21 protein-coding genes are annotated in these 25,124 nt (G+C 38.2%); 3 read left to right on the top strand and 18 right to left on the bottom strand.

The window, feature by feature from the left end:
• Window positions 1–46 precede the first annotated feature (46 nt).
• From ilvN to R2R35_RS20560, 7 genes are all read right to left on the bottom strand, one after another.
• The gene (gene ilvN / locus R2R35_RS20590) at window positions 47–553 is read right to left on the bottom strand and encodes an acetolactate synthase small subunit (protein WP_033167799.1); all 507 of its coding nucleotides are present in this window, start codon (window positions 551–553) and stop codon (window positions 47–49) included.
• A gap of 208 nt (window positions 554–761) precedes the next feature.
• The gene (locus R2R35_RS20585) at window positions 762–1,724 is read right to left on the bottom strand and encodes a glycosyltransferase family 2 protein (protein ID WP_317731719.1); all 963 of its coding nucleotides are present in this window, start codon (window positions 1,722–1,724) and stop codon (window positions 762–764) included.
• A 117-nt stretch (window positions 1,725–1,841) separates the two neighbouring features.
• A complete protein-coding gene (locus R2R35_RS20580; protein WP_317731717.1) occupies window positions 1,842–2,846 on the bottom strand; it encodes a glycosyltransferase in 1,005 nt (334 codons plus the stop codon).
• A gap of 505 nt (window positions 2,847–3,351) precedes the next feature.
• Window positions 3,352–4,617, bottom strand: coding sequence for a S1C family serine protease (locus R2R35_RS20575; protein WP_317731716.1), 1,266 nt, complete (start codon window positions 4,615–4,617; stop codon window positions 3,352–3,354).
• Between the two features lie 219 nt (window positions 4,618–4,836).
• Window positions 4,837–5,964, bottom strand: coding sequence for a prephenate dehydratase (gene pheA / locus R2R35_RS20570; RefSeq protein ID WP_317731714.1), 1,128 nt, complete (start codon window positions 5,962–5,964; stop codon window positions 4,837–4,839).
• 56 nt (window positions 5,965–6,020) lie between these two features.
• A complete protein-coding gene (locus tag R2R35_RS20565; protein ID WP_317731712.1) occupies window positions 6,021–7,532 on the bottom strand; it encodes a bifunctional folylpolyglutamate synthase/dihydrofolate synthase in 1,512 nt (503 codons plus the stop codon).
• Window positions 7,533–8,735 carry a class I SAM-dependent rRNA methyltransferase gene (locus tag R2R35_RS20560; protein ID WP_317731711.1) on the bottom strand — a complete coding sequence of 401 codons (1,203 nt, stop codon included), beginning with the start codon at window positions 8,733–8,735 and terminating at the stop codon, window positions 7,533–7,535.
• Between the two features lie 272 nt (window positions 8,736–9,007).
• Between R2R35_RS20560 and R2R35_RS20555 the strand changes: the two genes are divergently transcribed.
• Window positions 9,008–10,198, top strand: coding sequence for a GNAT family N-acetyltransferase (locus tag R2R35_RS20555; RefSeq protein ID WP_317731710.1), 1,191 nt, complete (start codon window positions 9,008–9,010; stop codon window positions 10,196–10,198).
• A gap of 202 nt (window positions 10,199–10,400) precedes the next feature.
• On the opposite strand, the gene R2R35_RS20550 is transcribed toward R2R35_RS20555, so the two are convergent.
• The 6 genes from R2R35_RS20550 to R2R35_RS20525 all read right to left on the bottom strand — a co-directional run bounded on the left by R2R35_RS20550 (window position 10,401) and on the right by R2R35_RS20525 (window position 16,930).
• Window positions 10,401–10,871 carry a hypothetical protein gene (locus tag R2R35_RS20550; RefSeq protein WP_317731708.1) on the bottom strand — a complete coding sequence of 157 codons (471 nt, stop codon included), beginning with the start codon at window positions 10,869–10,871 and terminating at the stop codon, window positions 10,401–10,403.
• A gap of 75 nt (window positions 10,872–10,946) precedes the next feature.
• A complete protein-coding gene (locus R2R35_RS20545; RefSeq protein WP_317731707.1) occupies window positions 10,947–11,720 on the bottom strand; it encodes a TIGR03915 family putative DNA repair protein in 774 nt (257 codons plus the stop codon).
• Window positions 11,721–12,000: 280 nt separating this feature from the next.
• On the bottom strand, window positions 12,001–13,515 hold the full coding sequence (locus R2R35_RS20540) for a putative DNA modification/repair radical SAM protein (RefSeq protein WP_442872303.1): 1,515 nt from the start codon (window positions 13,513–13,515) through the stop codon (window positions 12,001–12,003).
• A 95-nt stretch (window positions 13,516–13,610) separates the two neighbouring features.
• Window positions 13,611–14,762 (bottom strand): hypothetical protein, encoded by a 1,152-nt coding sequence (locus tag R2R35_RS20535; RefSeq protein ID WP_317731705.1) that lies wholly within the window; start codon window positions 14,760–14,762, stop codon window positions 13,611–13,613.
• A 25-nt stretch (window positions 14,763–14,787) separates the two neighbouring features.
• Window positions 14,788–15,903 carry an ABC transporter permease gene (locus tag R2R35_RS20530; protein WP_317731704.1) on the bottom strand — a complete coding sequence of 372 codons (1,116 nt, stop codon included), beginning with the start codon at window positions 15,901–15,903 and terminating at the stop codon, window positions 14,788–14,790.
• Window positions 15,904–15,997: 94 nt separating this feature from the next.
• Window positions 15,998–16,930: an ABC transporter ATP-binding protein gene (locus R2R35_RS20525; RefSeq protein WP_317731703.1), complete on the bottom strand. Its 933-nt coding sequence runs from the start codon at window positions 16,928–16,930 to the stop codon at window positions 15,998–16,000.
• Window positions 16,931–17,076: 146 nt separating this feature from the next.
• Here R2R35_RS20525 and R2R35_RS20520 point away from each other — a divergent pair, with 146 nt between their 5' ends.
• On the top strand, window positions 17,077–18,174 hold the full coding sequence (locus R2R35_RS20520; RefSeq protein WP_317731702.1) for a sensor histidine kinase: 1,098 nt from the start codon (window positions 17,077–17,079) through the stop codon (window positions 18,172–18,174).
• Window positions 18,175–18,233: 59 nt separating this feature from the next.
• The gene (locus tag R2R35_RS20515) at window positions 18,234–18,857 is read left to right on the top strand and encodes a response regulator transcription factor (protein ID WP_317731701.1); all 624 of its coding nucleotides are present in this window, start codon (window positions 18,234–18,236) and stop codon (window positions 18,855–18,857) included.
• A 372-nt stretch (window positions 18,858–19,229) separates the two neighbouring features.
• Here the strand turns inward: R2R35_RS20515 and R2R35_RS20510 are convergent, their stop codons facing one another.
• Genes R2R35_RS20510 through R2R35_RS20485 form a run of 5 tightly spaced genes read right to left on the bottom strand, consistent with a single transcriptional unit; the run spans window position 19,230 to window position 24,963 of the window.
• Window positions 19,230–19,571, bottom strand: a complete 342-nt coding sequence (locus R2R35_RS20510) for a hypothetical protein (protein ID WP_317731700.1) — start codon at window positions 19,569–19,571, stop codon at window positions 19,230–19,232.
• A 17-nt stretch (window positions 19,572–19,588) separates the two neighbouring features.
• On the bottom strand, window positions 19,589–21,139 hold the full coding sequence (locus R2R35_RS24505) for an ABC transporter ATP-binding protein (RefSeq protein WP_331670164.1): 1,551 nt from the start codon (window positions 21,137–21,139) through the stop codon (window positions 19,589–19,591).
• Window positions 21,129–22,124 carry an ABC transporter ATP-binding protein gene (locus R2R35_RS20495; RefSeq protein ID WP_317731699.1) on the bottom strand — a complete coding sequence of 332 codons (996 nt, stop codon included), beginning with the start codon at window positions 22,122–22,124 and terminating at the stop codon, window positions 21,129–21,131. The genes R2R35_RS24505 and R2R35_RS20495 overlap by 11 nt, the downstream gene beginning before the upstream one ends.
• An 11-nt stretch (window positions 22,125–22,135) precedes the next feature.
• Complete coding sequence (locus R2R35_RS20490; RefSeq protein WP_317731698.1) at window positions 22,136–23,962, bottom strand: ABC transporter permease subunit; 1,827 nt, start codon at window positions 23,960–23,962, stop codon at window positions 22,136–22,138.
• A 14-nt stretch (window positions 23,963–23,976) separates the two neighbouring features.
• The gene (locus R2R35_RS20485) at window positions 23,977–24,963 is read right to left on the bottom strand and encodes an ABC transporter permease (RefSeq protein ID WP_317731697.1); all 987 of its coding nucleotides are present in this window, start codon (window positions 24,961–24,963) and stop codon (window positions 23,977–23,979) included.
• Between the last annotated feature and the right edge of the window lie 161 nt (window positions 24,964–25,124).

Raw genomic sequence — 25,124 nt, 5'->3', positions numbered from 1 at the left:
TGAAAAAGTGTAACACACATAAGTGCAACAACACTTTGGAATAATACTAGTCATCCAGATAGTCAGCTATATCTCCCGAACCTCTGGCTAATCCCGTGATACCGGTGCGAACCATTTCTTTAATTGTAAAGCCTTCCAATAATTTAATAAAGGCATCTATCTTGGCTTGATTTCCCGTAAGCTCGATCATAAGGGATTCCATAGCGACATCTACTATTTTGGCACGAAAGATATCAGCTACTGCTATTACAGCCTGTCTCTCTTCGATAGATGCAAGAACCTTTACAAGGATTAATTCTCTGCATACGGATTCCTCCGGCAAAAGTTCTCTTACTTCTCTTACATCCTCAAGCTTTAAGAGCTGCTTTCCTATCTGCTCCAGAATCTGGTCATCTCCATTTACTACAACTGTCATTCGGGAATACAAAGGATCCTGGGTCACGCCTACTGTCAGGCTGTCTATATTATAACCTCTTCTGCTGAATAAACCGGAGACACGACTTAGTACTCCTGCTGTATTATCCACCAGTATTGACAATACCATCTTCTTCATATTTGCCTCGCAATCCGCCGTCATAGACGGCATAATATCCAAACCGCTTTACAGCAGTAACTTGATACAGCAGCATACTGTATATAAATTGTCTACATTGTAACAATATGAAAATCAAATGTCAATAAAGAAAACCTGAAAAACGGAATTCTACGCAAAAACAAGCTTGACAAAAACTGTTAAACCAAGACCTTACGTTTTACAGAATCTATAATATCAGCATTAATGCAGCATTCCTGATGAAACCGGTTTTTAAAAAACCATACCGGAAACAAAGGAGCCTTCTTACTGCCCAATTTCTTTTCAACAACTCTGCCATTGCATAAACTTTCATTTTTTTATCTTCACACAAGGATTCTTTGTATAGTTCATAGAACTCCTGCGCCTGTGCCACATTGGAAGCAATTGCTTTTTTTTGCTCTTTAAGCGTTGTCATCCTTTTCTTCACATATCCTTTAAAATCTTGATTTCCCACTACATTTCTTCCATGCTGTCTATAATAGATTGTCGGATGAGGCAGATAGACGATATGCCCGAAAGCAGCACCAAGAATTCCAATCCACCAATCATGATATCTGGCATGAACAGGTAACACTGTAAGTTTTTTTACAAGTGCAGTATTAAACATCATAGTACAGCCAATCAGCTTATTTTCCATTAAGATATTTCCAAAACCAAGCTTTGCGGTATTTAAATGATTGCTCTTATGAAAAGAGGGAGAAATTGCACCCAGGTGTTCATCAGCAATAATGGCATCTGTAAATATCACCAGAGGAAGCTTGCAGGAATATTTCTTCTCAAACCTTTTCATTGCCTTTAGTGATTTTTCAATCTTATCCGGCATCCAAACATCATCCTGATCACTGAACATAAAATATTGATTGATAGATTCTGCCCCCTCTATGGACTGCTCTTTGCACTCTGCTGCATACCTTACACCTTCTAAAAAATTAAGAGTTACTCCTTTATTGGAGGTATTTACAATATAATGAATACGCTCAGGCTCTTCTTCCATCTGACTTTTTACTATTTCCGGAGTATTATCCCTGGAACCGTCATCGAAAATCCAAAGTACCCAGTCTTTGTGCGTACTCTCTCTAATCGACATAATCTGTTCCTTGATATATTCCTCTCCGTTATATGCCGCCATAATGATATGAACTCTGTCCATGCCCAGCTCCCATCTGCGTGTTCTCCACGCGTACAAAATCATTTAACATCCATTTGTGTCGTAGCAGAAGCTTAAGACAGAATGTTATAAATATTTCTTACCTAACATTAAAACCCTTTATTTACAGTTAAAATAACTGGGGTTCATACTGATTTTCTTAATCAGGGAAAGGGGGAGCTTTTTATAGTTCTTCCCCGCCAGATATCCCATATATTTATAGCCGCTCTCTGCAATCAGACTGGGCAGCAGATAAAACCTGCCGCTCTTTATTAAATGAGCAGAGGTCTTAAATACCATTTTCTTTCCTTCACTCTCAGATTTAATTCCGGAAAACACTTCTGGAAAATCAGCTTGTGAAACTGCAAGATCAAAGTTTCTTTTGAACTGTTCCTTACAGGTATAGCCATGTGAATGATATACCTTAGCCTCCGATGTATAAGCTATGGAGTATCCGGCTTTAATAATTCCAGCCGCCATTATCATATCTTCATTAAAAATAGTTTTCTTCACAAAACCTCCAAGTCCTTCATAGACTTCTCTTCGGTATGCAGCACAGACATTAGAACAGAAATAGGTCTTAATACCAAGCTCGGGCAGATCTAAAAGGCTTTTGGTAGAACTTTCTTCCGGATAATTAAACTTTCTCGTATAACTTTCTATTATCCCTGCATCTTCTCTCGGAAGTTGTCTGGCATAAGCCGCTGCTATCTTAGAGTCTGAAAAGGCTGCTTTCATATTGCTGATTAGGTGGGTATCACATGGAACAGCATCCTGTGTCATGAACATCAGCAAATCAGCTTTTGATAAAGAGGCTCCATAGGCTCTGGTGGCTCCGTGATCGAAATCCTTTTTGCCGACTTCTATGAATTCAATGTGAAAATTATTATCCTCCAGTTCCATAGCATAGGTGATATATTCCTGCCCCGGCTGAGTGCTTCTGCTGTCTCTGTCATTTTCCTCTTCCACCGTCTGCAACAGAATAATTCTGTCAGGCTTGTCCTTTTGTTTCTTTAGACGTTCAATGAGATGTTTAAACTTTACATCCGGTTTATATACTGGAATTATAAGGTCCAGTTTCAAAGCTCCAGCATCTTCCTCTATCTTAATATCTGTGTTTTCCATATCAGATATATCCTTTCTTTCCCGTACTTAAAATCACTTTATTTATTTTTGTTCTGCTTTCGTCTGACTGCTTAAAAATCTTCTTTGTACTTTATCTGATGGACTCAGATTACTTTCATATACTTTCGTCTGACTGCTTATATTACTTTTCCTAACCGTAGTCTGATTAATTCAGACTATTTCCTACGCTTTTGCTTGCTTTCTTCTAATTAATTTATTACGCTTTTGCTTGCTTTCTTCTGATTACTTTCCTACGTTTTTGCTTGCTTTCTTCTGATTACTTTCCTACATTTTTGCTTGCTTTCTTATTATTACTTTTCCGCGCTCTCGCATGACTGCTTCGTATTGCGTTTCTACGCTTATGTAATTGATATATATCATACTCATCTATTGTTTCATTTGTCAAGGAATTACCTGTTTACTTATTAAAATTATGAAGCATAAAAAAAGAAGCTGCAGAATTCAGATGAATTTAACAGCTTCTAATTCTTATCTCAAGTAATTATTAATTCTCTGGCTTGGTACCTAAAGTAATATCAAGGGTTTTTTCTTCGTATTTACCGTTTACAAGGGATTGCACTTTTATCGTACCAGTAGAACCTGCCTTTACATAACTTAAAGCTTTCTGCAGATCTTCCATGGAGCTTACAGTAACATTGTTAAGGCCAACGATAATATCTCCTACCTGTAAGCCTGCTTGTGCAGCTGCAGAGTTATCCTCTATCTCATTTACATAAACACCTGTCGGCATATTAAAGCTTTCAGCATAATCTCCTGTATTCTTGCCAAGAATTCCAAGATAAGCACTCTGGGTACTGTCAGTAATGGTACCGTTCACCAATTCATTGATTACTGGGATAGCATCACTGATCGGAATGGAATAACCAACGCTTTCTACGCTTTCATCTACATATTTAACAGAATTTATTCCAATTACTTCGCCTTTGGAATTTAACAGTGCACCTCCGCTGTTTCCGGGATTGATAGCCGCATCTGTCTGGATTAATTTAAAAGTAATATTATCTACTGTTACTTCCCGATCCAAACCACTGATATATCCAACAGTTACCGATTGCCCATAGCCTAAGGCATTTCCAATCGCTATAGCCATTTCACCAAGTTTTAAGGAAGAAGAATCGCCTAAGGATGCTACCTTAATATTATCAATCGTACCTTCAGGAAGATCACTGACTTTTACAGAAACCACCGCAAGATCAGATCCTGGTGCAGTTCCTTTTATGGTAGCTGCAACTGTCTTACCGTCATTGAATACGATTTCAACGGAAGAAGCTCCATCTACTACGTGATTATTAGTGGCTATTAATATCTCGTTCTTATTCTGTCCTATAATAATCCCGGAACCGCTGCCTTCTTCCTGCTGATTGTACTGTCTGCCAAAGAAATCAGAAGTAACCTGGTTGATGGTGGAATTAATAGCCACGATAGAGGGCATTACATTCTCCACTACAGTTGACACGTCACTGGAGGTATTAGAACCGGACGTACTGGTTTCTATGGTTGTAACCCCATCAGCACCGGTACTGTTATCGGTTGCTGCAGAACCTTCTTTCACTACGTTACTGCTGCCTGCTGTTAATGTATAGTATCCCTGGAAAGCCGCTCCTGCAACCAGCCCGAATACCAAAGCAGAAGCTACCAGCTTCACAAAACCTTTTCCTCTGCCTTTTTTCTTCTTCACCTTTTTAGGAGTATCCTCTGTGATGACTTCCTGTCCTTCAAGGATTTTATTCTCATAGTTAAATTCACTCATATTACATTCTCCTTTCAAATTCTGCAATCTATTTTATATGTTGTTTTCTTTGTTATGAGTAAAGTTTAACATTAAAATATGTTTTATTTGTGTAGAGAAATTGAAAAAATTATGAATTACATAAGTTATTTTAAGCTTCTCTTTACACAAAAAAGCTGATAAGTCCTTCGTTTTTGCATACTGGAAAACTGAAAGTCACTTCACTTATGTAATTTCCAATTAATAATTACCCAGTATCTTAAGACTGATGGCCTCTTCATTGATTCCAAAAAGAGCATTTCTGACACCAGGATCCTTAAGGTTTCCTTCAAAGTCCACAAAGAAGCGGTACTCAAAGTTCTTCCCCTCTAAAGGTCTTGATTCAATCTTCGTCATATTCAGATTATTATAAATAAAATGAGAAAGCATGTTATACAAAGTTCCGCTTTCATGTGGTAATTCAAAACAGATGCTGAGCTTTTTCGCATTTTTCTTATATTTCTTCTCTTTACCTATTATGATGAAACGGGTTGAATTAGTACTTTCATGGTTTACCTGTTCTTTTAATATTTTTAAACCGTAAACCTCTGCCGTCTGTTTCCCTGCAAGGGCTGCCTGTGTAATATCCCCGTCTGTCAATACCTTTTTCGCTCCGTCAGAGGTACTGGTACATTCCATAGGTTTTATCTGCGGATTTGCTGCAAGAAATTTCTGGCACTGCATAAGTCCCTGGGGATGGGAGTACACTTTTGTAATGTCCTTAAGCTCTGCCTCTCTTAAGCCCAGAAGCGCATGGTCAACCTTTAATATATATTCACCCATTATAGAGATATCATACTCTACGAGGAGATCATAAATATCCGTAATTCCTCCTGTTGAAGTATTTTCTATGGGCAGAACTCCATAATCGCAGATGCCGTTGCTTACTTTCTCCATAACCTCTTTGAATGTGCCTGCATTTTCCTCTGCCGCCTCCGGCCCGAAATACTCTCTAAAGGCCTGTTCCGTATAAGAACCTTTTGCTCCGAAGCATATGACTTTTGTGTTAGGGGTTACGTCTATATCCTCAATTTCCGTAAAAGGAATATCACTGTCCTTCTTACCGATCAGACTATATTGCATTTTTCTGCTCATGGACATTATCTGTGTAAAAAGCTCCTCTACTCCATGCCTGTTAAATTCATTGCCGGCAAGGGCTTTCAGTGCTGTAAGCTTTCCTGCTTCCCGCTCCTTGTCATAAACCTTTTTACCTGTCTGAATCTTATACTCCGCCACATCTCGTGTCAGTTGCATGCGGTATTCAAACAAACGTACCATTTCCTTATCCACTCTGTCAATTTCATTTCTGCTATCCTGCAAATCGATCATAGGAACCTCCGTTTATTTATATTTCAATTCTTCTGTGTTTAAAACCATAGATGAGCTTATAAAGCAAATGTTTTAATCGCCTCTTCTCTCACTTCATTCAAAAATGACAGGGACCCAAAGGCTAATACAGCATAATCCTTCAAATTCAGTCTCTCTGCTGCTGCCTCTGCACTTATAAGCCTGAATGCACGATGGATATCACCTGCATCCTCAGCCAGATAACCAAGTTTTAATGCTTCCTCCTGAAGCTGTTTGGAGGGCAGACCTCTTGGGCCGGGAGGGGTTATACAAAATATCTTACTGCTGCAGTCAGCTGTATGGCGCAGAACTGTTTGATAATCCTTATCTTTAAACACTCCCATAATATAATAAAGTACCTTTCCCTGTAAATAGGTTCTTATATTTTTGCCAAGAGCAAGTGCTGCATCAGCGTTGTGAGCTCCATCCAGTATAATAACAGGTTCGTCTTTTATACACTCAAATCTGCCTGGCCAGGAAGCTTCCCGAAAACCTTCACGTATCTGGTTCAAATTTATGGAATATCCGTTACCATTTAGTGCTTCAATTGCCAGAATGGCTGTTACTGCATTATACACCTGATTTCTTCCAAGCAGTTTTATGGTAAGTTCTTTTTTCTCTTTATAATCAAATTCAGTTCCTTCCATATCCATTCTGCGGATATGAATTGCAGAAAAGTCAGCTATGGACAGGTTCGCTTTTTTGGACTGACTGACCTGTTTAATTACTTTTTCTGCTTCTGGTTCCTGCTGGTAGGATACAACGGGTATTCCCTGTTTGATAATACCAGCTTTATGACCGGCAATCTCTCCCAAGCTATTCCCCAGATACTCCAGGTGATCCATACTAATGGAGGTTAGAACGGCACATTTTGCAGTAGGTATAATGTTGGTTGCATCAAGGCTTCCTCCCATACCTGTTTCCAGTACTGCAATATCACATTTCATCCTGCGAAAATATAAAAATGCAAGTGCAGTCTCAATTTCAAAAGAGGTAGGATGTGCCATTCCAGCCAATACCATCCGGCTGCAAGCCTCCTGAATCTGTTCCATACAGAAAGTATAGTCTTTTTTTGCAATAGAGGTTACCTGAACTTTTGTGTCTGTTTCCGGTTCAGAAACGGTGCCCTGAGCTTTTGAGACTGTCTCGTGTTTAGAAACGGTTCCCTGAGCTTTCGTGACTGTCTTCGGTTCAGAAGCGGTTGCCTTAAATTTTGTTACTGCCTCTGTTTGATTCTGCACCGGCTGGAGTGACAAGGGTTCAGATTTATTCTTAGCATCCTTATGAACTGTAAGCAATTGTATAATTTCCTCGTAGGCAAATACTGCCGGCGAAGAAAAACGTCCGGTTAAATATCCTGCCTGCGCCAGTATCGTAGCAATATAGGTGCTTACTGAACCTTTGCCATTGGTGCCGGCAACATGAACAAAGGCCAAGTCTTTTTCAGGTGAACCAAGTTCTTCAAGAAGCTGACCGATTACCGTAAGACCAGGTTTACTTCCTATTTTCTTTGACTTTTCCAAAAACTCCAACGCACCATCATAGTTCATTTATTTCTCCTCACATACCTGGAAAATATAAAATTTCAAGTAATAGGATTCATCAGCAGCCCAGAGTATAGGGTGATCGGGAGCCTGCGTGCGGTATTCAACCTGACGAAGCCTCTTTCTGGCACTCTTAGCCGCTTGTCCGATGGTCTCAGCAAAGAGTTCAGGTGTCATGAAATGAGAACAGGAACAGGTGGCCAGATATCCTCCGTCCTTTATAAGCTTTAAAGCACGAAGATTGATTTCCCGATATCCTTTCACCGCATTTTTTACAGAGTTTCTGGACTTTGTAAATGCAGGAGGATCAAGGATTACTACATCAAACTTTTTCCCTTCCTGTTCAAGTCTTGGAAGCAGTTCAAAGACATCTTCACAGATAAAGTGTACTCTGTCACTCAATCCGTTTAGGGCTGCATTTTCTTCTGCCTGGCTGACACCCAAAGCAGAAGCATCAACTCCGGTAACACTGGCTGCTCCAGCAATTCCCGCATTCAGAGCAAATGATCCTGTATGTGTAAAGCAGTCTAACACCTCCGCCTCAACGCATAACTTCTTGATTGCTTCTCTGTTGTATTTCTGGTCCAGAAAGAACCCGGTCTTTTGTCCTTCAGCTACATCCACCAAATATTTGACACCATTCTCAACAATTTCAACTTTTGTATCAAAGGCTGCTCCAATAAAGCCTTTTACCCTTTCCATCCCTTCGTTGTCACGAACTTTTGCGTCACTTCTTTCGTAAATTCCTCTTATTTCAACTCCATCTGCTCTTAATACCGCAGTTAGTTCCTCCAAGATATCTGATTTTAACCTGTCAATTCCTAATGCCAGAGATTGTACCACCAGTATATCAGAGAATTTATCAATTACTATTCCCGGCAGAAAGTCCGCTTCTCCGAATATCAGACGACAGCTGCTTGTGTCCACAACTTTTTTTCGGTATTCCCAGGCTGCTTTGACACGCATTTTAATAAAATCCCTGTTTATTTCCTCACCTTTTACTCTTGATAAAATACGAACTGTTATCTTGGATTTCCTGTTTATAAACCCACACCCCATGTAATATCCGTCAAAGTCATGTACATGTATCAGATCACCGTCGTTAAACTCTCCATCTATAGTATTTATCTCATTGTCAAAAACCCACATTCCACCGGCTTTTAATGTTCTTCCTTCGCCTTTTTTCAAGGTTACAATTGCCTTTTCCATGTATTTCTCCTGTCTTTTGCTTTTGTCAACAATTATAACATAGTAATTGAGAAAGTCAAAGTATCTAATGGGTTGCTAAGATGGGTAAGTTGGAGACGGTATATTTTTTATTTCCATAGCTTATTTTTTTTTAGATTTATTATGAAAAAATACAAATTATATGATTGATCTCTATTTCTATCAATAGATGTTATTGTATGATATAATAATAATAATCTTTTATGAAAACTGACGTTCCGCCTGACTTTATGAATAACTTGGAGGTCTACATTATGCTCAAAGGTATAATTTTTGATATGGATGGTGTTATTATTGACAGCGAGCCTTCTCATGCTCTGGCGGCATTAGATGCCTTGAAGACTCTTAATGTTTTTGCAGCGCTTGATTATCCTTATGGTTTTATAGGTTCTACTACTGAACATATGCTAAAAACTATGATTAAGGATTTTCATTTGGATATTTCTGTAGATGATCTGCATATGCGTTACAAGGACTGTTTAGCTTCTCGTATAAATACAGAGGGTTATATTCCTGTTCCTTATGTACAGCAGCTTATTAAGCACTTGCATTCGCAAGGTTTTTTACTGGCTATTGCTTCCTCGTCTACACCAGAGGAAATCAAATCCGTCGCAAATGCACTTGATATCTCCACTTACTTTGATAAGCTTGTGAGCGGCACTACTGTGGCTAATCCGAAACCTGCGCCGGATGTGTTTCTGAAAGCCGTAAATGAGCTGGGATTACGTATAGATGAGTGTATTATTATCGAAGATTCCTTTAATGGCGTTAAAGCCGCTTGTGCTGCTGGAATTCCGGTTGTAGGTTATGTTAATCCGAATTCTGGTAATCAAGATTTGAGTAAGTCTGAAATATTAATTGAGGGTTTTGAGGAAATCGATTCGTCATTTCTTAATAGAATTTATCAGCGCTTTCATAATATCCCCCTTACTATAGCCGATAGCAAGAGACTTTTGATTAAAGAAATACCTCTTGAAGATATTCCTCTTTTATTTAATATGTACCGCGATCCAATCGTTAATAAATTTTTACCTCAAATACAGGCGGTTGCTCATAACAGCCTTGAAGATTTTACAGAAAAGCATAAAGCTTATATTGATTCTATGTATCATTTCTACGGTTTTGGTTTATGGGGTGTTTACTTAAAAGATTCCGGTTGTTTCATAGGTCAATGTGGTTTCGAACAGCATTTACTTGATGGAGAGGATGTAATTGAACTTGGATTTTTACTGGATAGTAAATATCAAGGCTTTGGTTATGGACTTGAAGCTGTTACAGCAGTAATTAATTATGCTAATCTCAGTCTGGATATTAAGTTAATAAGTGCCTTGACTAATCCACTTAATCAGGCTTCCGTTTCTCTCTTGTTAAAAGCAGGATTTCGGTATATAAAAACAATTATGAAAGATAAAGAAGAATATAGCTTATATACCTTGACCCAATAAATATGTATTAAGAAAATAAACAATCAAGAATTATGTTTATCATAAATGTAGTTTTACTGGTAATTATGTTTGGCCTGCTTAATTCATATATAATTTACAGGCTGTAATTCTTTGAAATAAAAGTAAAAATTTAATGGAACTGTCATAAAACAGTTCCATTAAAAATAAAAATTAAATCCTAAAGTTTAATGCATCTCAACTGTTATCTCGTTGTACCGTTTGTTGTTCCGTTTGTGGTTCCATTTTTAGTTCCGTTTGTGGTACCATTTGTAGTTCCATTTGTGGTTCCATTTAATGCATCTCCGACATCATCCACTGCATCTTTCGCACCGTTTTTAATATTATCAGCTGCATTATTTACATCATTTCCTATGGTATTACCTGTACCGTTTGTCATTCCAGTTGTACCATTGGTTGTTCCGTTTGTTGTTCCAGTTGTACCATTGGTTGTTCCAGTTGTACCATTGGTTGTTCCGTTTGTACCATTGGTTGTTCCGTTATTATAATCAGTAGTTGTGTCATTGGTGCCTTTACCGGTATCATTGTAATCTGTAGTACCATTTTTTTTACCGTTGGTTGCAGAATTATTATTGTCATCCGTAGTAGCACAACCTGTAAAGGTTAATAATGTGAGACAGCATATTGAAAATAACAGGCATAAACTTTTCTTCATGATAGTCCTCCTATAAAATGATTTAATTTTACGCATTTAGTATCTCTCATACGCTCGAAATTATTCCTTTACAGATTATTCAAATTCAGTCATATTACTCCTGAACCGAATTGGCAAGTTATTTCTTTGTAAATTTTTATTTTCACGTTCTTTGATCGATATTGTTTGAAAGAAAGCTTTCCACATAATATCTATACTTTCTTCTCTTTCAGAAATATTTTTTATCCTGTCCACATCCAGCATGGAACTATCGGTATAAAACCATGCTTTGCTTTCTCCGTGCACTATTGCTGTATTCCTATTTTCATCATATATTATAAAATTTTCCTGACATAATCTGTCACTAAAATGAGGTGCTAATATGCGTATTACATCATTTTTAGGAGCTATTTTTGCAACCAGAATTCCTTCTTCTATTTCTTGAAAGCGCAGAAACCCTTTTAGATGGTGAGCTTCATTGGATACATTACGTGTCAGCTCAAAAATCCTCATAACATATTTATTATGAAGCTGATCTACTATCTCTCTTCCAACAGAAAAGCCAACAATTAAGAACCGATAGATATCATCTCCTCTGGACTGTTCACAGGAACAGGCTGCACTGCAGATTAATTCATAAGCTTCTGATGATATTTTTTCGTAAACAGCTTTAATGACCTTTGAAATTTTCTCTTCTGAATTTTTGACAATTATATATTCTGTAAACAATTCCATATTCCCCTGGTAGTCACCAGAGAGTATACGGATTTCATTATTGCCATGTCCGTTTCTGCTGCTCCAGGCATCATATACCGCTGTTAATATGCCCTCTAAACTATCCTCACACTGGTATACTTTCTTTTCACTCATATTTACACACATTGTATATCGCTACTTTACCGGCGATACCGCCACAATTAAAAAATGGTGAAAGATGCTTTGTGTGGCAGCCTTTCAAAATAATTTTCTTTCACGCTCAAATTTCTGGTATTACAATCCAACTTTCCCAATTATTGATAATGTAATATTTATGTTATTTAACTATGCTTCCGTCTGCCCGTTTCCGCACGCACATAGGAAACAAAGAGTGTGAACGTACTTTCTTTTCCTTCTCAATTGCTCTCTTCAGAAAGGAAAAAACTGTCGCAGTTTATCCTCCTAAGCCGGAAAGAAAATTATCTTGCGACAAACTTCGAAAATCTGCATTAGCAGAAGTGAAATCTGCATTGTCAAATAGTGACAATTGCTTATAGGCAGATGCCGCTTCAATTCCTAAAGGAAGTTTTTCTTTCACCTGTAAGAGCATACTGGTTATATAATTCTCTTCTATTTTTACTGGATACATCATCCTGCCGTTACAGGTTATAAAATATAAGGCCCGTTTTAAGACTACACCTATCTTTTTAAGGTCTTCAAAGGTCAGATTAGCTGATTTTCTAGCCCTTACAATTCTCTGGGCAGACTTGACTCCAACTCCTGGTATTCTTAAAAGAGTATAATAATCTGCTTTATTCACTTCCACCGGAAACTGCTCCAAATGGCCCAGAGCCCAGTTACATTTCGGATCCATAAGCGTATTGAAATTAGGCCTGTTCTCCGATAGCAGCTCCGATGCCTGAAAACCATAAAACCGAAGAAGCCAGTCTGCCTGATACAAGCGATGTTCTCTTAACAGAGGCGGTCCCTGGGTCAGGGCGGGCAAATTACTGTCATCATTTATACTAATATAGGCAGAGTAAAATACTCTTTTTAAGTCGAACTTCTGATATAGGGCTTCTGCTACAGAAATAATCTGATAATCACTCTCCGGTGTTGCTCCAATTATCATCTGTGTACTTTGACCAGCAGGAACAAACCCTCTGTTGACAGACGGAGGCTTTATAAGACCAAATGAGGAACCAGAAGGATCTGCTGTTACAATATCACTTATATCAGGTAAGACAATATCTGAGGTGGTTTGGGCTTTTGCAGCAGTTGTAAGATATCGCCCGGTATCATAACCATCCTCCTCTGAAAAGGGGATTCGATTAAATACCGGCATTCCCTTATTCTCAAGTCTGCCGATTTGTATCTGCTTCATTGGCTTTAATATATTCTTACGTGTCTTATTAGGCGCCAGCATCTTAAGACTGTCCGCTGTAGGAAGCTCCAGATTGACGCTCATTCTATCTGCATACCAGCCGGTCATCTCAACGATAACCGGATCTGCACCCGGTACTGCCTTACAATGGATATAACCATTAAAGTGATATTCTTCCCGAAGCATTCTTAATGTTTTGAGCATCTGTTCCATGGTATAATCAGGACTCTTCAAAACTCCCGCACTTAGGAAAAGTCCTTCAATATAATTTCTTCTATAAAATTCTATGGTCAGATTGCATATCTCCTCCGGTGAAAAAGTCGCACGCAGTACATCATTGGAAGCTCTGTTCATACAATATTTACAATCGAAGATACACTCATTCGTAAGCAGTATTTTTAAAAGTGAAATACATCGGCCATCGGCTGAAAAGGTATGACAAATACCGCAGGCTACTGAATTTCCAATACCTGAACCGCTGCCCTTTCTGTCTACTCCGCTGGAAGTACACGCCACATCATATTTTGCTGCATCTGAAAGTATTTCAAGCTTCTTCTGCACTGTCATATTTTCCTGTATTACGATACTCATGGCTACCTCCACAAACAAACATTTGTTTGTATCAGTTTAACATAGATCAAATCATTTTTCAAGAGTTTTTCGAACAAATGTTCACTCCGTTATATACTCTCATTTCTATTCTTATTAATAACCAGCGCTACCGAAAAATATGCTGCTGCAAGCAATGCATTCATACCAAGCATGGCTGCAATATTTTTTATGCCATCCCAATCAGAGACAATAGAATTGTTAACTGCATAATTGACTTTATTTAACCAATAAACAGGTGTGAATTCTGCTGAAAAAACAGCCATTTCCTTCATATCCGTTATATCCGCTCCAAAATCTCCATTTAATAATGCTATGAAGGCCGTAAGTAAAATAATTAGTATTACATTTATTTCATATCGAAAAGCCAATGCCGTTATAAGGTAACATATCCCCAATATACATAGAGAATAAATCAGAAAATTTATAAAGTATACTGCCAGGCTCCATTCCATTATTATATCCGGTTTAAGCAGGAACATTATTAAAAATAGAATAAGATTGCATAACACCACAAATAAAGTATTGTCTTTTAACAGTTTAAAATTATTATTAAGTGCTGAAAATGGTGCTAAATCGTGTCTTTTCCTGACGCCCGGTTCACTGTAATAACTACTGATTCTGCCAATCACAAAAAACATTATAAAAACCAGCAAATAGGCAGCACCTTTTATATAGCTGTTAAGAAAAAGATTGTTCTGATACCGAAGATCCTCTTTTTCTAGTATTACTGCCGTTTCCCTTCCCAAAGCGCTATCCAGCTCCTTTACCAGCTCTACCGGTGAAATATCCTTATTTACTTTTAATATCTTTCCGGCAGCAGTCAGATAACCATTTAATAAATTCTTTATAGGCAGATACTCCACGTTACTGGTTCCTGCAATATTAACAGCCGGATTTCTGCCCTCCATAAAATGCTTTTGATAATCCTCCGGAATATCTACTACATAGTCATATTGTATCGATGAAAGATAATCCAAATAAGAGATATCCGAATTAGAAATAACCAGCTCCGAATATCTGCTTAAATATTTGATTAATCCTGAAGTTATGACACTCCCCATATCTCTGTTGATAATCAAAATATCAGCCCTTATACCGGCAGTATTTCTGCCTTCCGTATTGCTATACTCTCTATACAATATAAATGCTATAAATAGAATCAGCAAAAGAACAGGTATCAATATGGATTTTCTCAAAAGCTTTACATATACCTTTGACACAGCAGTTGTTTCCTTTCTGATTTCATTAATGTTTATATCTTTTGAATCTGATAAAGAGCCAGAATCCAACTAGGAGTATATATATTGCAAGTAAGACAGCATCCTGTATGAATAAGAAAACGCCTTTTCCTGATACCAGCGCATAGAGCATTTCTGTCACTAATGCAGGCGGATTGATAAGTTTTAAGTAAGGAAGTCTCTGACTGATAAGAAAACGAAGGGCACCCGGAATGCAAAAGGTTCCTATGAACATGAATAAGAGCATGATATTAAGCAAGACATCTTTCACTTTTAGGTTAACAATTCTTATCGTTCCAATCAAAGCCCCGGTAAGAATACCAGCCAGTGACCCCATTGCAACTACAGTCATAAATAACTCTAGCTTTATATTAAATGGATTGCTCCAGGTCTGAATAATGAAAAAAGAATACCCCATTATACAGACAGTATGCAATATAAATGCAGCTGCCAGATGTATTAAAAGCAATCTTCCGCTGGAAAATGGACTTAGTCTCAGCCTCTTACCGATATGGGAAACATCAGCCATAAGCTCCCTTATTTCAGCGAATCCCCATCTTGCTCCAATAAGGCAAACAATTGCAGTGATATAAAGGAATGAAAGGTACTTATAATCCTGTACCATAACAGTACCAGTTAAGTCATTTACATAGTCAACCTTTACATTATTTTCATTTGTTTCCCTCCTAAACGTCTGTTGATTTTCTTTATACCCATAGCCGTTTTGAAGGTCTTCTGATTGCAGGGCACTATCAAGATATCCTTTTATAGCTGCCTGCTTTCTCCCTTTTTCATTAACATGCAGCTCTAAGACTTTATCAAAAACCAGATAACTGTCTATTTGCTTTTGTTGTAACAGTATAGCAAGCTTCTCCTTCTCTGCGTATGTGATATGAAAGGTGATATTATTTTTTAAAAAATCCGGTATCGGTTCTTTATATGGAATTGCTATCCCAATTTTTATTATCTCTTTGTTACTTTCCTCCGGTATGGAGGAGAAAGTCAGATTAACAATCCCCATTAAAAGCAGCGGCAATAAAAACGAGAAGATTGGTATTCTCCTCCGTCTGCACAATAATATGATTCTGGACCTGAATAGCTCCAGATACCTGAAAACATTCATTCTTACCTCTTATTCCTGCACTTATCCGAGGAGTAAAGCATAGTTATTGCATTTTGCCGTTTCTCCATCTGCGGTGCATTGGACTGTCTTATACTTAATCTTTTAATTCCTTACCGGTTATTTCCAGATACACATCATTTAGGGTAGGAATTTCAGTATATATCCTGCCAAAGGGAATCTTTTCTTCCTGCAGAAAATCCAATAAAGCTATCAGATTATTCCTGCCTTTCTTAGCCTTCACAGTTAAAAATTGCTTATCATAACCAGCATCTGATACATTTGGCAGCTTTTGAATACTCCTAAGCTGTTCCTCTTCCAGGGAATAAGCTTCAACTGTTATTTTTTCACCCAAAGAAATCATATCTTTTAATTCTTCTTTTGTTCCATGTGCTATTGCCCTGCCTTTGTCAAGCATGGTAATGTCTGTACAGATCTGTTCAACCTCTTCCATATCCTGTGAGATATAAAGGATAGTCGTACCCTTACGGTTCAGTTCTATGATAGAATCCATTATTTTCTTCCTACTGTGGGGGTCACTGCCTTCTAAAGGTTCGTCCAAAATAAGAAGCTTAGGCTTATGAACGATACCACAGGCAAAATTCAGACGTTTGAGCAGACCAGGACTTAACTTCTTCGGATAAAGCTTTACAAAATCCTCCAGTCCGAGAAATTCAATTGTTTCTCTGGTCAGTTCTTTTACCTTTTGCCTGTCCCCTGAATATAATCCACAAAAATATTCTATATTCTCAGCAAGTGTAAGCTCTGCAAATATTGCTGCTTCTTCCAGTACAACCCCGATGTTGCTTTTGATATCATACGCATCCTTTTCAAGACCTTTTCCCCATAAGAGAATGGAGCCTTTATCATATTTCTTAAAACCCAGCAGGCAATCAACCAGGGTTGTCTTACCGCAGCCAGCCGGACCAAGAATGCCATGAATCTGTCCTTCTTCAACAAACAAATTAAGATAATCCAAGGCTATAACTCTATCATATCTTTTCACCAGATTCTTTACTTCGATCACCATAAAAATACCTGCATCCATTCTTTTTCTTTTCCCCATTATACGTTAATCAATTGGACGGTGCAATATGAATTGCTTTTTATTTCTCCTTTTGTTATTATATAGAAAACTAGTTATCTATGAGGAACCAGCTGAAGGAGAAGACTGATATGCCATACCTTTATGACAAAGTAATATTGGCCATAACCTGCCTGTTTTTGTATCTGGCATGTTTTCCTTCTGCCTACTCACCGGCTCATGTGATAATCTTTGTCATACTGGCCTCTATAAGTACCTATTCAGATAACCAACGCATTAAGCTGGCCTTATTTTTACTGGCTCTTGGACTTTGTCAGTACTGGCCGCCAAGCCTGTTATTAATACCTGTGATTTATTATGAAATTATATATGGCTTATACAGCGGTCTCATCGTATTCCTGCTGATTCCACTGATTACTAATTTTCAGGATTATACTATGAAAGGACTGGCTTTTCTGCTGCTTTTGTTTACCTTGGCCACCTTTTTGAAACACAAGACTCAGAAATATTGCCTGATGAAGGCAGATTACAATGAGCAACGGGATACTTCAAAGGAATTGGCCCTTCTGCAGGAAGAAAGAAACCAGAGTCTTTTAGAAAATCAGGATTACGAGGTGACCATGGCTACCTTAAATGAAAGAAACCGTATTTCAAAAGAAATTCATGATAATGTTGGTCATATACTATCCCGCGCTCTTCTTCAGATTGGCGCTCTTCTGCTTATCACAAAGGATGACACACAGAAAGAAGGTCTGTCTGCTTTAAAGACCTCTCTTTCCCAGGGAATGGACAGTATTCGCCTGAGTATTCATAATATGTATGACGAGTCAATCGATTTATATGCATCTATAGAAACTCTGTTAAAGGATTTTACTTTCTGTGCTGTTGATTTCGATTATGATATACGAAATAATCCTGATATTAAGTTAAAATATGCTTTTATAGCAATTATCAAAGAATCCTTGTCTAATATTATAAAGCATTCCAGTGCTACGAAAGTGCAGCTCAGCTTAAGAGAACATCCTGCTATTTATCAGCTGATCATATCTGATAACGGACAGATTGAGGAGGATAAACGTCATCGGTTCAAGGCATATGAAAAATCACCCAATTACTATGATGGTATGGGACTGCAAAATATTACTGACAGAGTGAAAGGCTTCCAGGGTAATATGAATGTAACCGTTGAGAATGGTTTTAAGATTTTTATCAGTATTCCAAAGCAATAATTTTTGATACATTTTAATGTTGTGTCAATGATATAAAAAGAAATGAGGTATTTATTTAAATGAAAGTCTTAATAATTGACGATGACAAACTTGTGTGCTCCTCCTTAAAAATCATATTATCCTCTGACAGCAATATTACCGTCTGTGGAAATGGATTCAATGGGGAGGAGGCTATCCTGCTGTATCAGGAGACAATTCCAGACATTCTGCTTATGGACATTCGTATGGAACCCATGTCAGGTCTTGAAGCTGGTGAAAGAATACTGGCAGACTACCCAGATGCTAAAATATTATACCTCACTACCTTTCTTGATGATGATTATATCATTAAAGCCCTGAATATAGGAGCAAAAGGCTATATGCTAAAACAGGATTTTGAAAGTATACTCCCTTCGCTCCATGCAGTGTATAAAGGTCAGAATGTATATGGAAATGAAATCATAACGAAACTGCCTGAATTATTACAGCAGTCTAATAATAAGGCTAATTATATAAATTACGGAATAACAGATAAAGAATTCGAAATCATCTGCAAAATAGCTGACGGGTTATCGAACAAAGAAATTGCTGAATTACTATTTTTAAGTGAAGGTACTGTTAGAAATTATATCAGTTTGATTCTCGAAAAGCTTTCCTTAAGGGACCGTACTCAAATAGCTATATTTTATTACAAAAACAACTAGGATATGCCTGAAAGCTCCTTGTGCTGGGAGTTTTACTTTGTGGGAGCCCAAGGCGCCATTTTTGGGTACGCAGTGGTGTATTGTTCCCAAAATTGCAATGTAGAATACCGCTACATGGACATTCGGAAAGGAAATTGAATTTTCAAGACATACCAATAAAAAGGGTATACCTGGATTCTGATTTTGCCCCAATAAGTTTGTTTTAAGACGAACTTACGGGGTGATTAGATCCAGGTATACCCTTTTATTTGTACTTTTCTTTGCATATTTAATACACTCTTTTGACTGCTGAGTAAAACCTGTAATTTTCTCTCTATGTTGATATCATTGTCATGAACCAGAAGATTAATGACCTACACCATTTCAATAACCTTAAAAGAAAACCCAGGATATTAATGCGAACAGCCCTAAAATCAACAGTGTTACCGGTAGAAAAATCAGAAATGCGGACAATAGCATGGCTGTAAAATCATATTTCTCCAGCTCCATACCTTTGTTCTTTTCTGCATTCTTTTTATTTTTTTTGTCCGATACTTCTTCTTCCCAGTTTTCATATTCAGACTCATTTGCAGTATTTTCTATTTTTTCACCGGAATCACTGCCTATAGAAATGTCCGGTGTATCCGGTGTATCAGAAGAATTATCACCTGCTGTTTTTTCATTCTTCTCTTTCAGCCAGTTCATTGCTCTCTCTGTTTTTTTCTGAAATAACACCAGATCACCCTCTTTTCTTATGAATTTACTATTTTATGATGGCAAGCCACGAAATGACCAGGTCTTACCTCTTCAAAATCAGGAACAACTTTCTTACAGATATCTGTGGCGTAACGGCAACGTGTATGGAACTTACATCCTGTAGGCGGTTTAATAGGACTTGGAATATCACCCTCAAGAATAATAGCCTCTTTCTTGTTATCTACATCTGTTGTAGGAATAGCGGATAATAAGGCTTCTGTATAGGGGTGTGTGGGATGTGCAAACAACTCTTCCGTAGAAGCAAGTTCCACAATATTTCCAAGATACATAACACCTACACGGTCACTGATATATTTGATAACACTTAAATCATGTGATATGAAAAGGTATGTCAGGTTTTCCTGCTCCTTTAAGTCCAGTAACAAGTTGATGATCTGTGACTGAATGGAAACGTCAAGGGCTGATACCGCCTCATCACAAACAACAAATTTTGGCTTTAGGGCTAGTGAACGTGCTATACCAATACGCTGACGCTGACCTCCTGAAAACTGATGGGGATAACGATGGATGAAATATGGTGCAAGACCGCATTTCTCCATAACTTCCATAACATAATTCTGAAGTTTTTCATCGTTTCTGTCAAAGTATTTATGAGCCAGTAAACCCTCAGAAATAATCTGTCCTACTGTCATACGAGGATTAAGGGAGGAATAAGGATCCTGGAAGATAAGCTGAAGATCCTTTCGAAGCTTACGGCTCTCCTCTTCGCTTAATCTGGCTAAATTAATTCCTTTATCTCTGTAAACTTCATATTTTGCAAAGTCGGGATTGCTCTCATATTTTTTCATGAGCTTATAAATCTCATTACGGATTTCTTCCAGCTCTCTCTCTTTAATCTTTATAATTTCTTCCTGTTTCTTTATCTGGAGTAATACATTCTCTGTACCAGCTGCAATCTGCTCTTGCGTTTTTCCCTTTTCCTTTAAGGTGGAACGTAATCCTTCATAAGCTATTCTGGTATCGTTTAACTTTTCATTCAGCTTACGGTATTCAACACCGGCTTTGTATTCTCTTACAAGAACCTCAGAAATAGGAGCCATGTCATCTGCTACAAAGAATCCGCCTACTAGCTGTACAATGTCAAGAAAACTGTCTCTTGCATTTTTCTCTGCTTCTAAAAGCTGTGTTCTCATAGCATATTTCGCATCACCGTCAGGCAGTGCATCATACTGTTTTTTAACAGTAGCAGCCTTTTCATTCAGTACAAAATACTCTTTTTTTCTGTCAACCAAACTCTTAAGAATATCCAATACATACTGAGGGGCTATTTCATCTACATCTCTTCCATAGTACATAGTACGGCCATCGGTCTGGTTATACAGCTGCAAAAGAGTACGGCCAAGGGTAGATTTACCGCAACCACTCTCTCCTACCAGTCCTAAGGTTTCACCTTCATAAATGTCAACGGTTATGTCATCATTGGCTCTTACGAAAAGCTTTTCCTTTTGCATCATGCCCTTTTTTATTGGAAAGTACTGTTTCAAATTCTGTACTCTGATTAATACTTTTCTGTCCTTATTTTCCATTTGCCCTTACTCCTTTCTCCGGATAGAAACAACGAACGGGATGCCCTTTTTCCACATCGACCAATGCAGGTTCTTCATTACGGCATTTATCCGTTGCATACTTACATCTGGGGGCAAATTTACAGCCCTTTGGAAGATCTAAGGGATGAGGTACCGCTCCTGGAATAGCTTCTAAGCGGACACCGGTAGGTGTATCCAGTCTGGGAATGGAATACATTAACCCTTCCGTATATGGATGTGAATATTTGTTATCTTTTCCAAAGATAACTTTTGCAGGGGCCATCTCAACAACCTGACCGCAATACATTACAGCAACATCATCTGCCATCTCATTAATTACACCAAGGTCATGGGTAATAAAGAGAATGGATGTTCCGTTTTCTTTCTTTAAAGCATTCATAAGCTTTAAGATCTGTGCCTGAATGGTAACATCCAGAGCAGTTGTAGGTTCGTCAGCAATAAGAAGTTTAGGTTTACAGGCAAGTGCCATGGCTATCATAACACGCTGTCTCATACCGCCGGATAGCTGATGAGGATATTGCTTTGCTACCGCCTCGGGATTCGGTATATTAACTTGTTTCAGCATTTCTACCACTTTTTCAGCAGCTTCCTTTTTATTCATACCCTGATGGATGATGAAAGGTTCAGAAACCTGTTTTTCCACCGTAAATACCGGATTCAGGGAAGTCATAGGCTCCTGAAAAATTACCGAAATATCATTACCTCTAATCTTTGCCATATCTTTTACAGATACATCTGCTAAGTCTTTATCATTGAAAATTACTTCACCGCTGTCGATGTAACCATTACCATCCAACAGCTTTATTATACTCATGGCTGATACGCTCTTACCGCTGCCGCTTTCACCAACGACACCAAGTGTCTTTCCAGCTTCAACCTTATAAGAAACGCCGTTAACTGCCTTAATTGTACCTTTTTTGGTCTTAAAAAATGTGTGTAGATCTCTTAATTCCAGTAATGCCATTGTAGTTCCTCCTAACGTTCCTGAGATTTCGGATCGATTGCATCACGCAGTCCATCACCGGTTAAGTTAATACAAATTACACAGATACCAAGTATGATGGAAGTAAATACCCATCTCCACCAGAAGCTCTGTATAACAATACTATTGTTACTACCATAGAGCATATTTCCCCAGGTAGGTTGAGGTGCCGGTACGCCGAATCCTAAATAGGACAATGTTGCTTCTGTTAACATACAAGTAGCAAAATCCAGGGTTGCAGTAACAATAATTACAGAAACCACGTTGGGTAGTATATGTTTAAATACGATGGATAACTGCTTAACACCTACAGCCTTTGCCGCTGTAACGAATTCTTTCTCACGTTCTGAAAGCACCTGGGCACGAACCAGACGTGAAAGGCTTGGCCAATTTAAAAGACCTAAAATTACCATCATAAGATAAATTCGCTGTGTCGAGGTAAGGGAATTACCCAATAAAGCAGAAAGTATCATGGCAAATGGTAAAAAGGGAAGACCGGAAACAATTTCTACGATACGCTGTAAAACAATATCAATTCTGCCACCGAAGAAACCAGATATTCCACCGATAGCAACACCAATAATTGTAGAGATAACAACGGATAATGCTCCGATTGTCATGGACATCTTTCCACCATTGATTAATCTGTTTAAGATATCTCTGCCCAACTCATCAGAGCCCAGGAAATATCCCTTTAAGCCCCAGGTTAATACCTTACCATTGTCTGTAATTGCATAATTCTGATAAGAGCCGGTATAGACTTTAACAATATTGCTCTTGTTAACGGCTGCCGGAACCTCTGACTGCTTAAAGTTATTAAAGCCCCAAGCTACCACCTTGCCACTTTCAGTAACAGCTGTGTAGTGGTATCTTCCGCCTTCTATTGACACAAGCTTCTCAGATACTTCCGGTATTTTTCCCTCTCCTCTTTCAGAAAGGTTACCCCAGACGAATACTTTACCGTCACTGTTTACTGCTGCCATTGTAGATGCGGTTGCTGCAATATCTACCACTGTACCCATATTCTCAGGAAGATTTGTATAGCTGTTTGTCTGTCTTCCAAGGTATACTGCCTGACCGTCTTTGGTAAGTCCTAACAGTGCGTCAGAGGTAGCCGCAATTTTCGTGATCTGTCCCTGATAGGCATGGCTGTTCTTATAATCATTGTTCGCATCATTTCCAAAGAAATAAGTCTTGCCGTCATCTGTTAAAACCAGGGAACACTGATATCCGGCTACAATATCGACCACATTACCCAGTCCCTGTATTTCTTCAGGCACCTCACATTGCTTCTGCCTGTCACTGCCCCAGGCAAAAACCTGACCTTCTTCATTCAATGCCAGTATATGGTCAAAACCTGCAGATATACGTTTAATCTTTCCCATACCTGTAGGAACATATTTTAAATTAAGGGTATTTGTAATCTTGGTCTTACCCCACATATATAACTGGCCTTCAGTGGATACAGCTACTGTATAAGTGGGTCCTACGGAAATCTCAGCTACCTTGCCTTGCAATGATGAAGGGATATCCATCAGGTCTCTGCCTGGAGCAACATTCTGCTGACTGGTTTCTGTATAGGATAAATCAAGTTTTACAAAAAAAGGTCCGATAATAACAGTTGCAAATATTAAAAAGAATACGATTAAGCCTGTCATTGAAAGCTTATTACTGGTAAAATTCTTAACAATAGTCTTAATAGGACCCTGCATCTGTTCTTCTTCTAATATTGATAATTTCTTCTCACCTGTGCCAAAGGCCTTAATGAATAGAAGCTTTAAGAAACTTCTTCTCTTTTTCGGCGTTTTATTATTTTCCATATGTGCGCCTCCTTCTATCGATTAACCCTGACACGGGGATCTACAAAACCATAACTTAAATCTATAATTAAGTTACCAACTAATGCGACAACCATATAAAACATTTGCACCGCAAGGGCAACATTATAATCCTGATTACGCAAAGCATCCATATAAAACTTACCCATACCGTTAAGATTAAACATTTCCTCAATAACCAAAGAACCTGAGAAGATGCTGATGAACCAGCCGATAATTAATGTAATAACCGGCAGCAAGGCATTTCTCCAGGCATGAGAATATATAACAACCTTCTCTTTAAGACCTTTTGCTCTCGCTGTTCTGATATAGTCCATACGAAGAGATTCAATCATGGCTGCACGGACATATCTTGTCATACCGCCTAATGATCCAATGGTCATTACAATCAGAGGCAATGTCAGGTAATGCATTCTGTCTAAAAGAAATGCCAGACCTGTGCCTTTAAAATTCGGTGTGTTCATACCACTGACAGGGAACCACCCCAGTGTTACAGAGAATAAAAAGATACCAACCAGTGTTATAATAAATACAGGCAAACTGTATCCGACTATGGTAAGTACCTGTACTGTATTATCAAAAACAGAATTACGTTTTACTGCACAAATAATTCCTAAAGGAATTGATATTCCCAGAGCTAGTACTACTGCAAAAATATTGATAAAAATGGTGTTTCCCATAGGAGCTTTCACTATTTCAATAACCGGTTTCTTATATCTTACAGAATTACCGAAATCACCTTGTACTACCCCTCCTATCCATTTACCGTATTTCACGATTATGGGGTCATCCAGGCCCATCTGCTCTCTTAGCTGCTCGTATCTCATTTGATACTGTTCCGGTTTCAACTTACTCTTCATGGGCTCCAACTCTGCTCTTGCCGGATCTCCGGGTATCAGATTATATAAAAAGAACATAACAAGAGACATGATAAAAAATACAAATACCATGTAAAGCACTCTTTTACCAATATACTTTAACATCCTTATTTCCTCCTACTTAATAACTTGTCTAAAAAAGACACGAAAATCGCTTCTATGAATTCTTATTATTTGCCTATCATGACTAAATAGGCTTCTTCACTAAGTTTAGATAACAGTGCGAGTCCTAAGCCCAGTGAAGAACCCTATTTATAAAGAAAGAC

This window comes from Anaerocolumna sp. AGMB13020, from assembly GCF_033100115.1.
GTDB lineage: Bacteria > Bacillota > Clostridia > Lachnospirales > Lachnospiraceae > Anaerocolumna.
The sequence above is the reverse complement of the archived record's forward strand: the minus strand, read 5'-3'. Positions and strand labels throughout refer to the sequence as shown.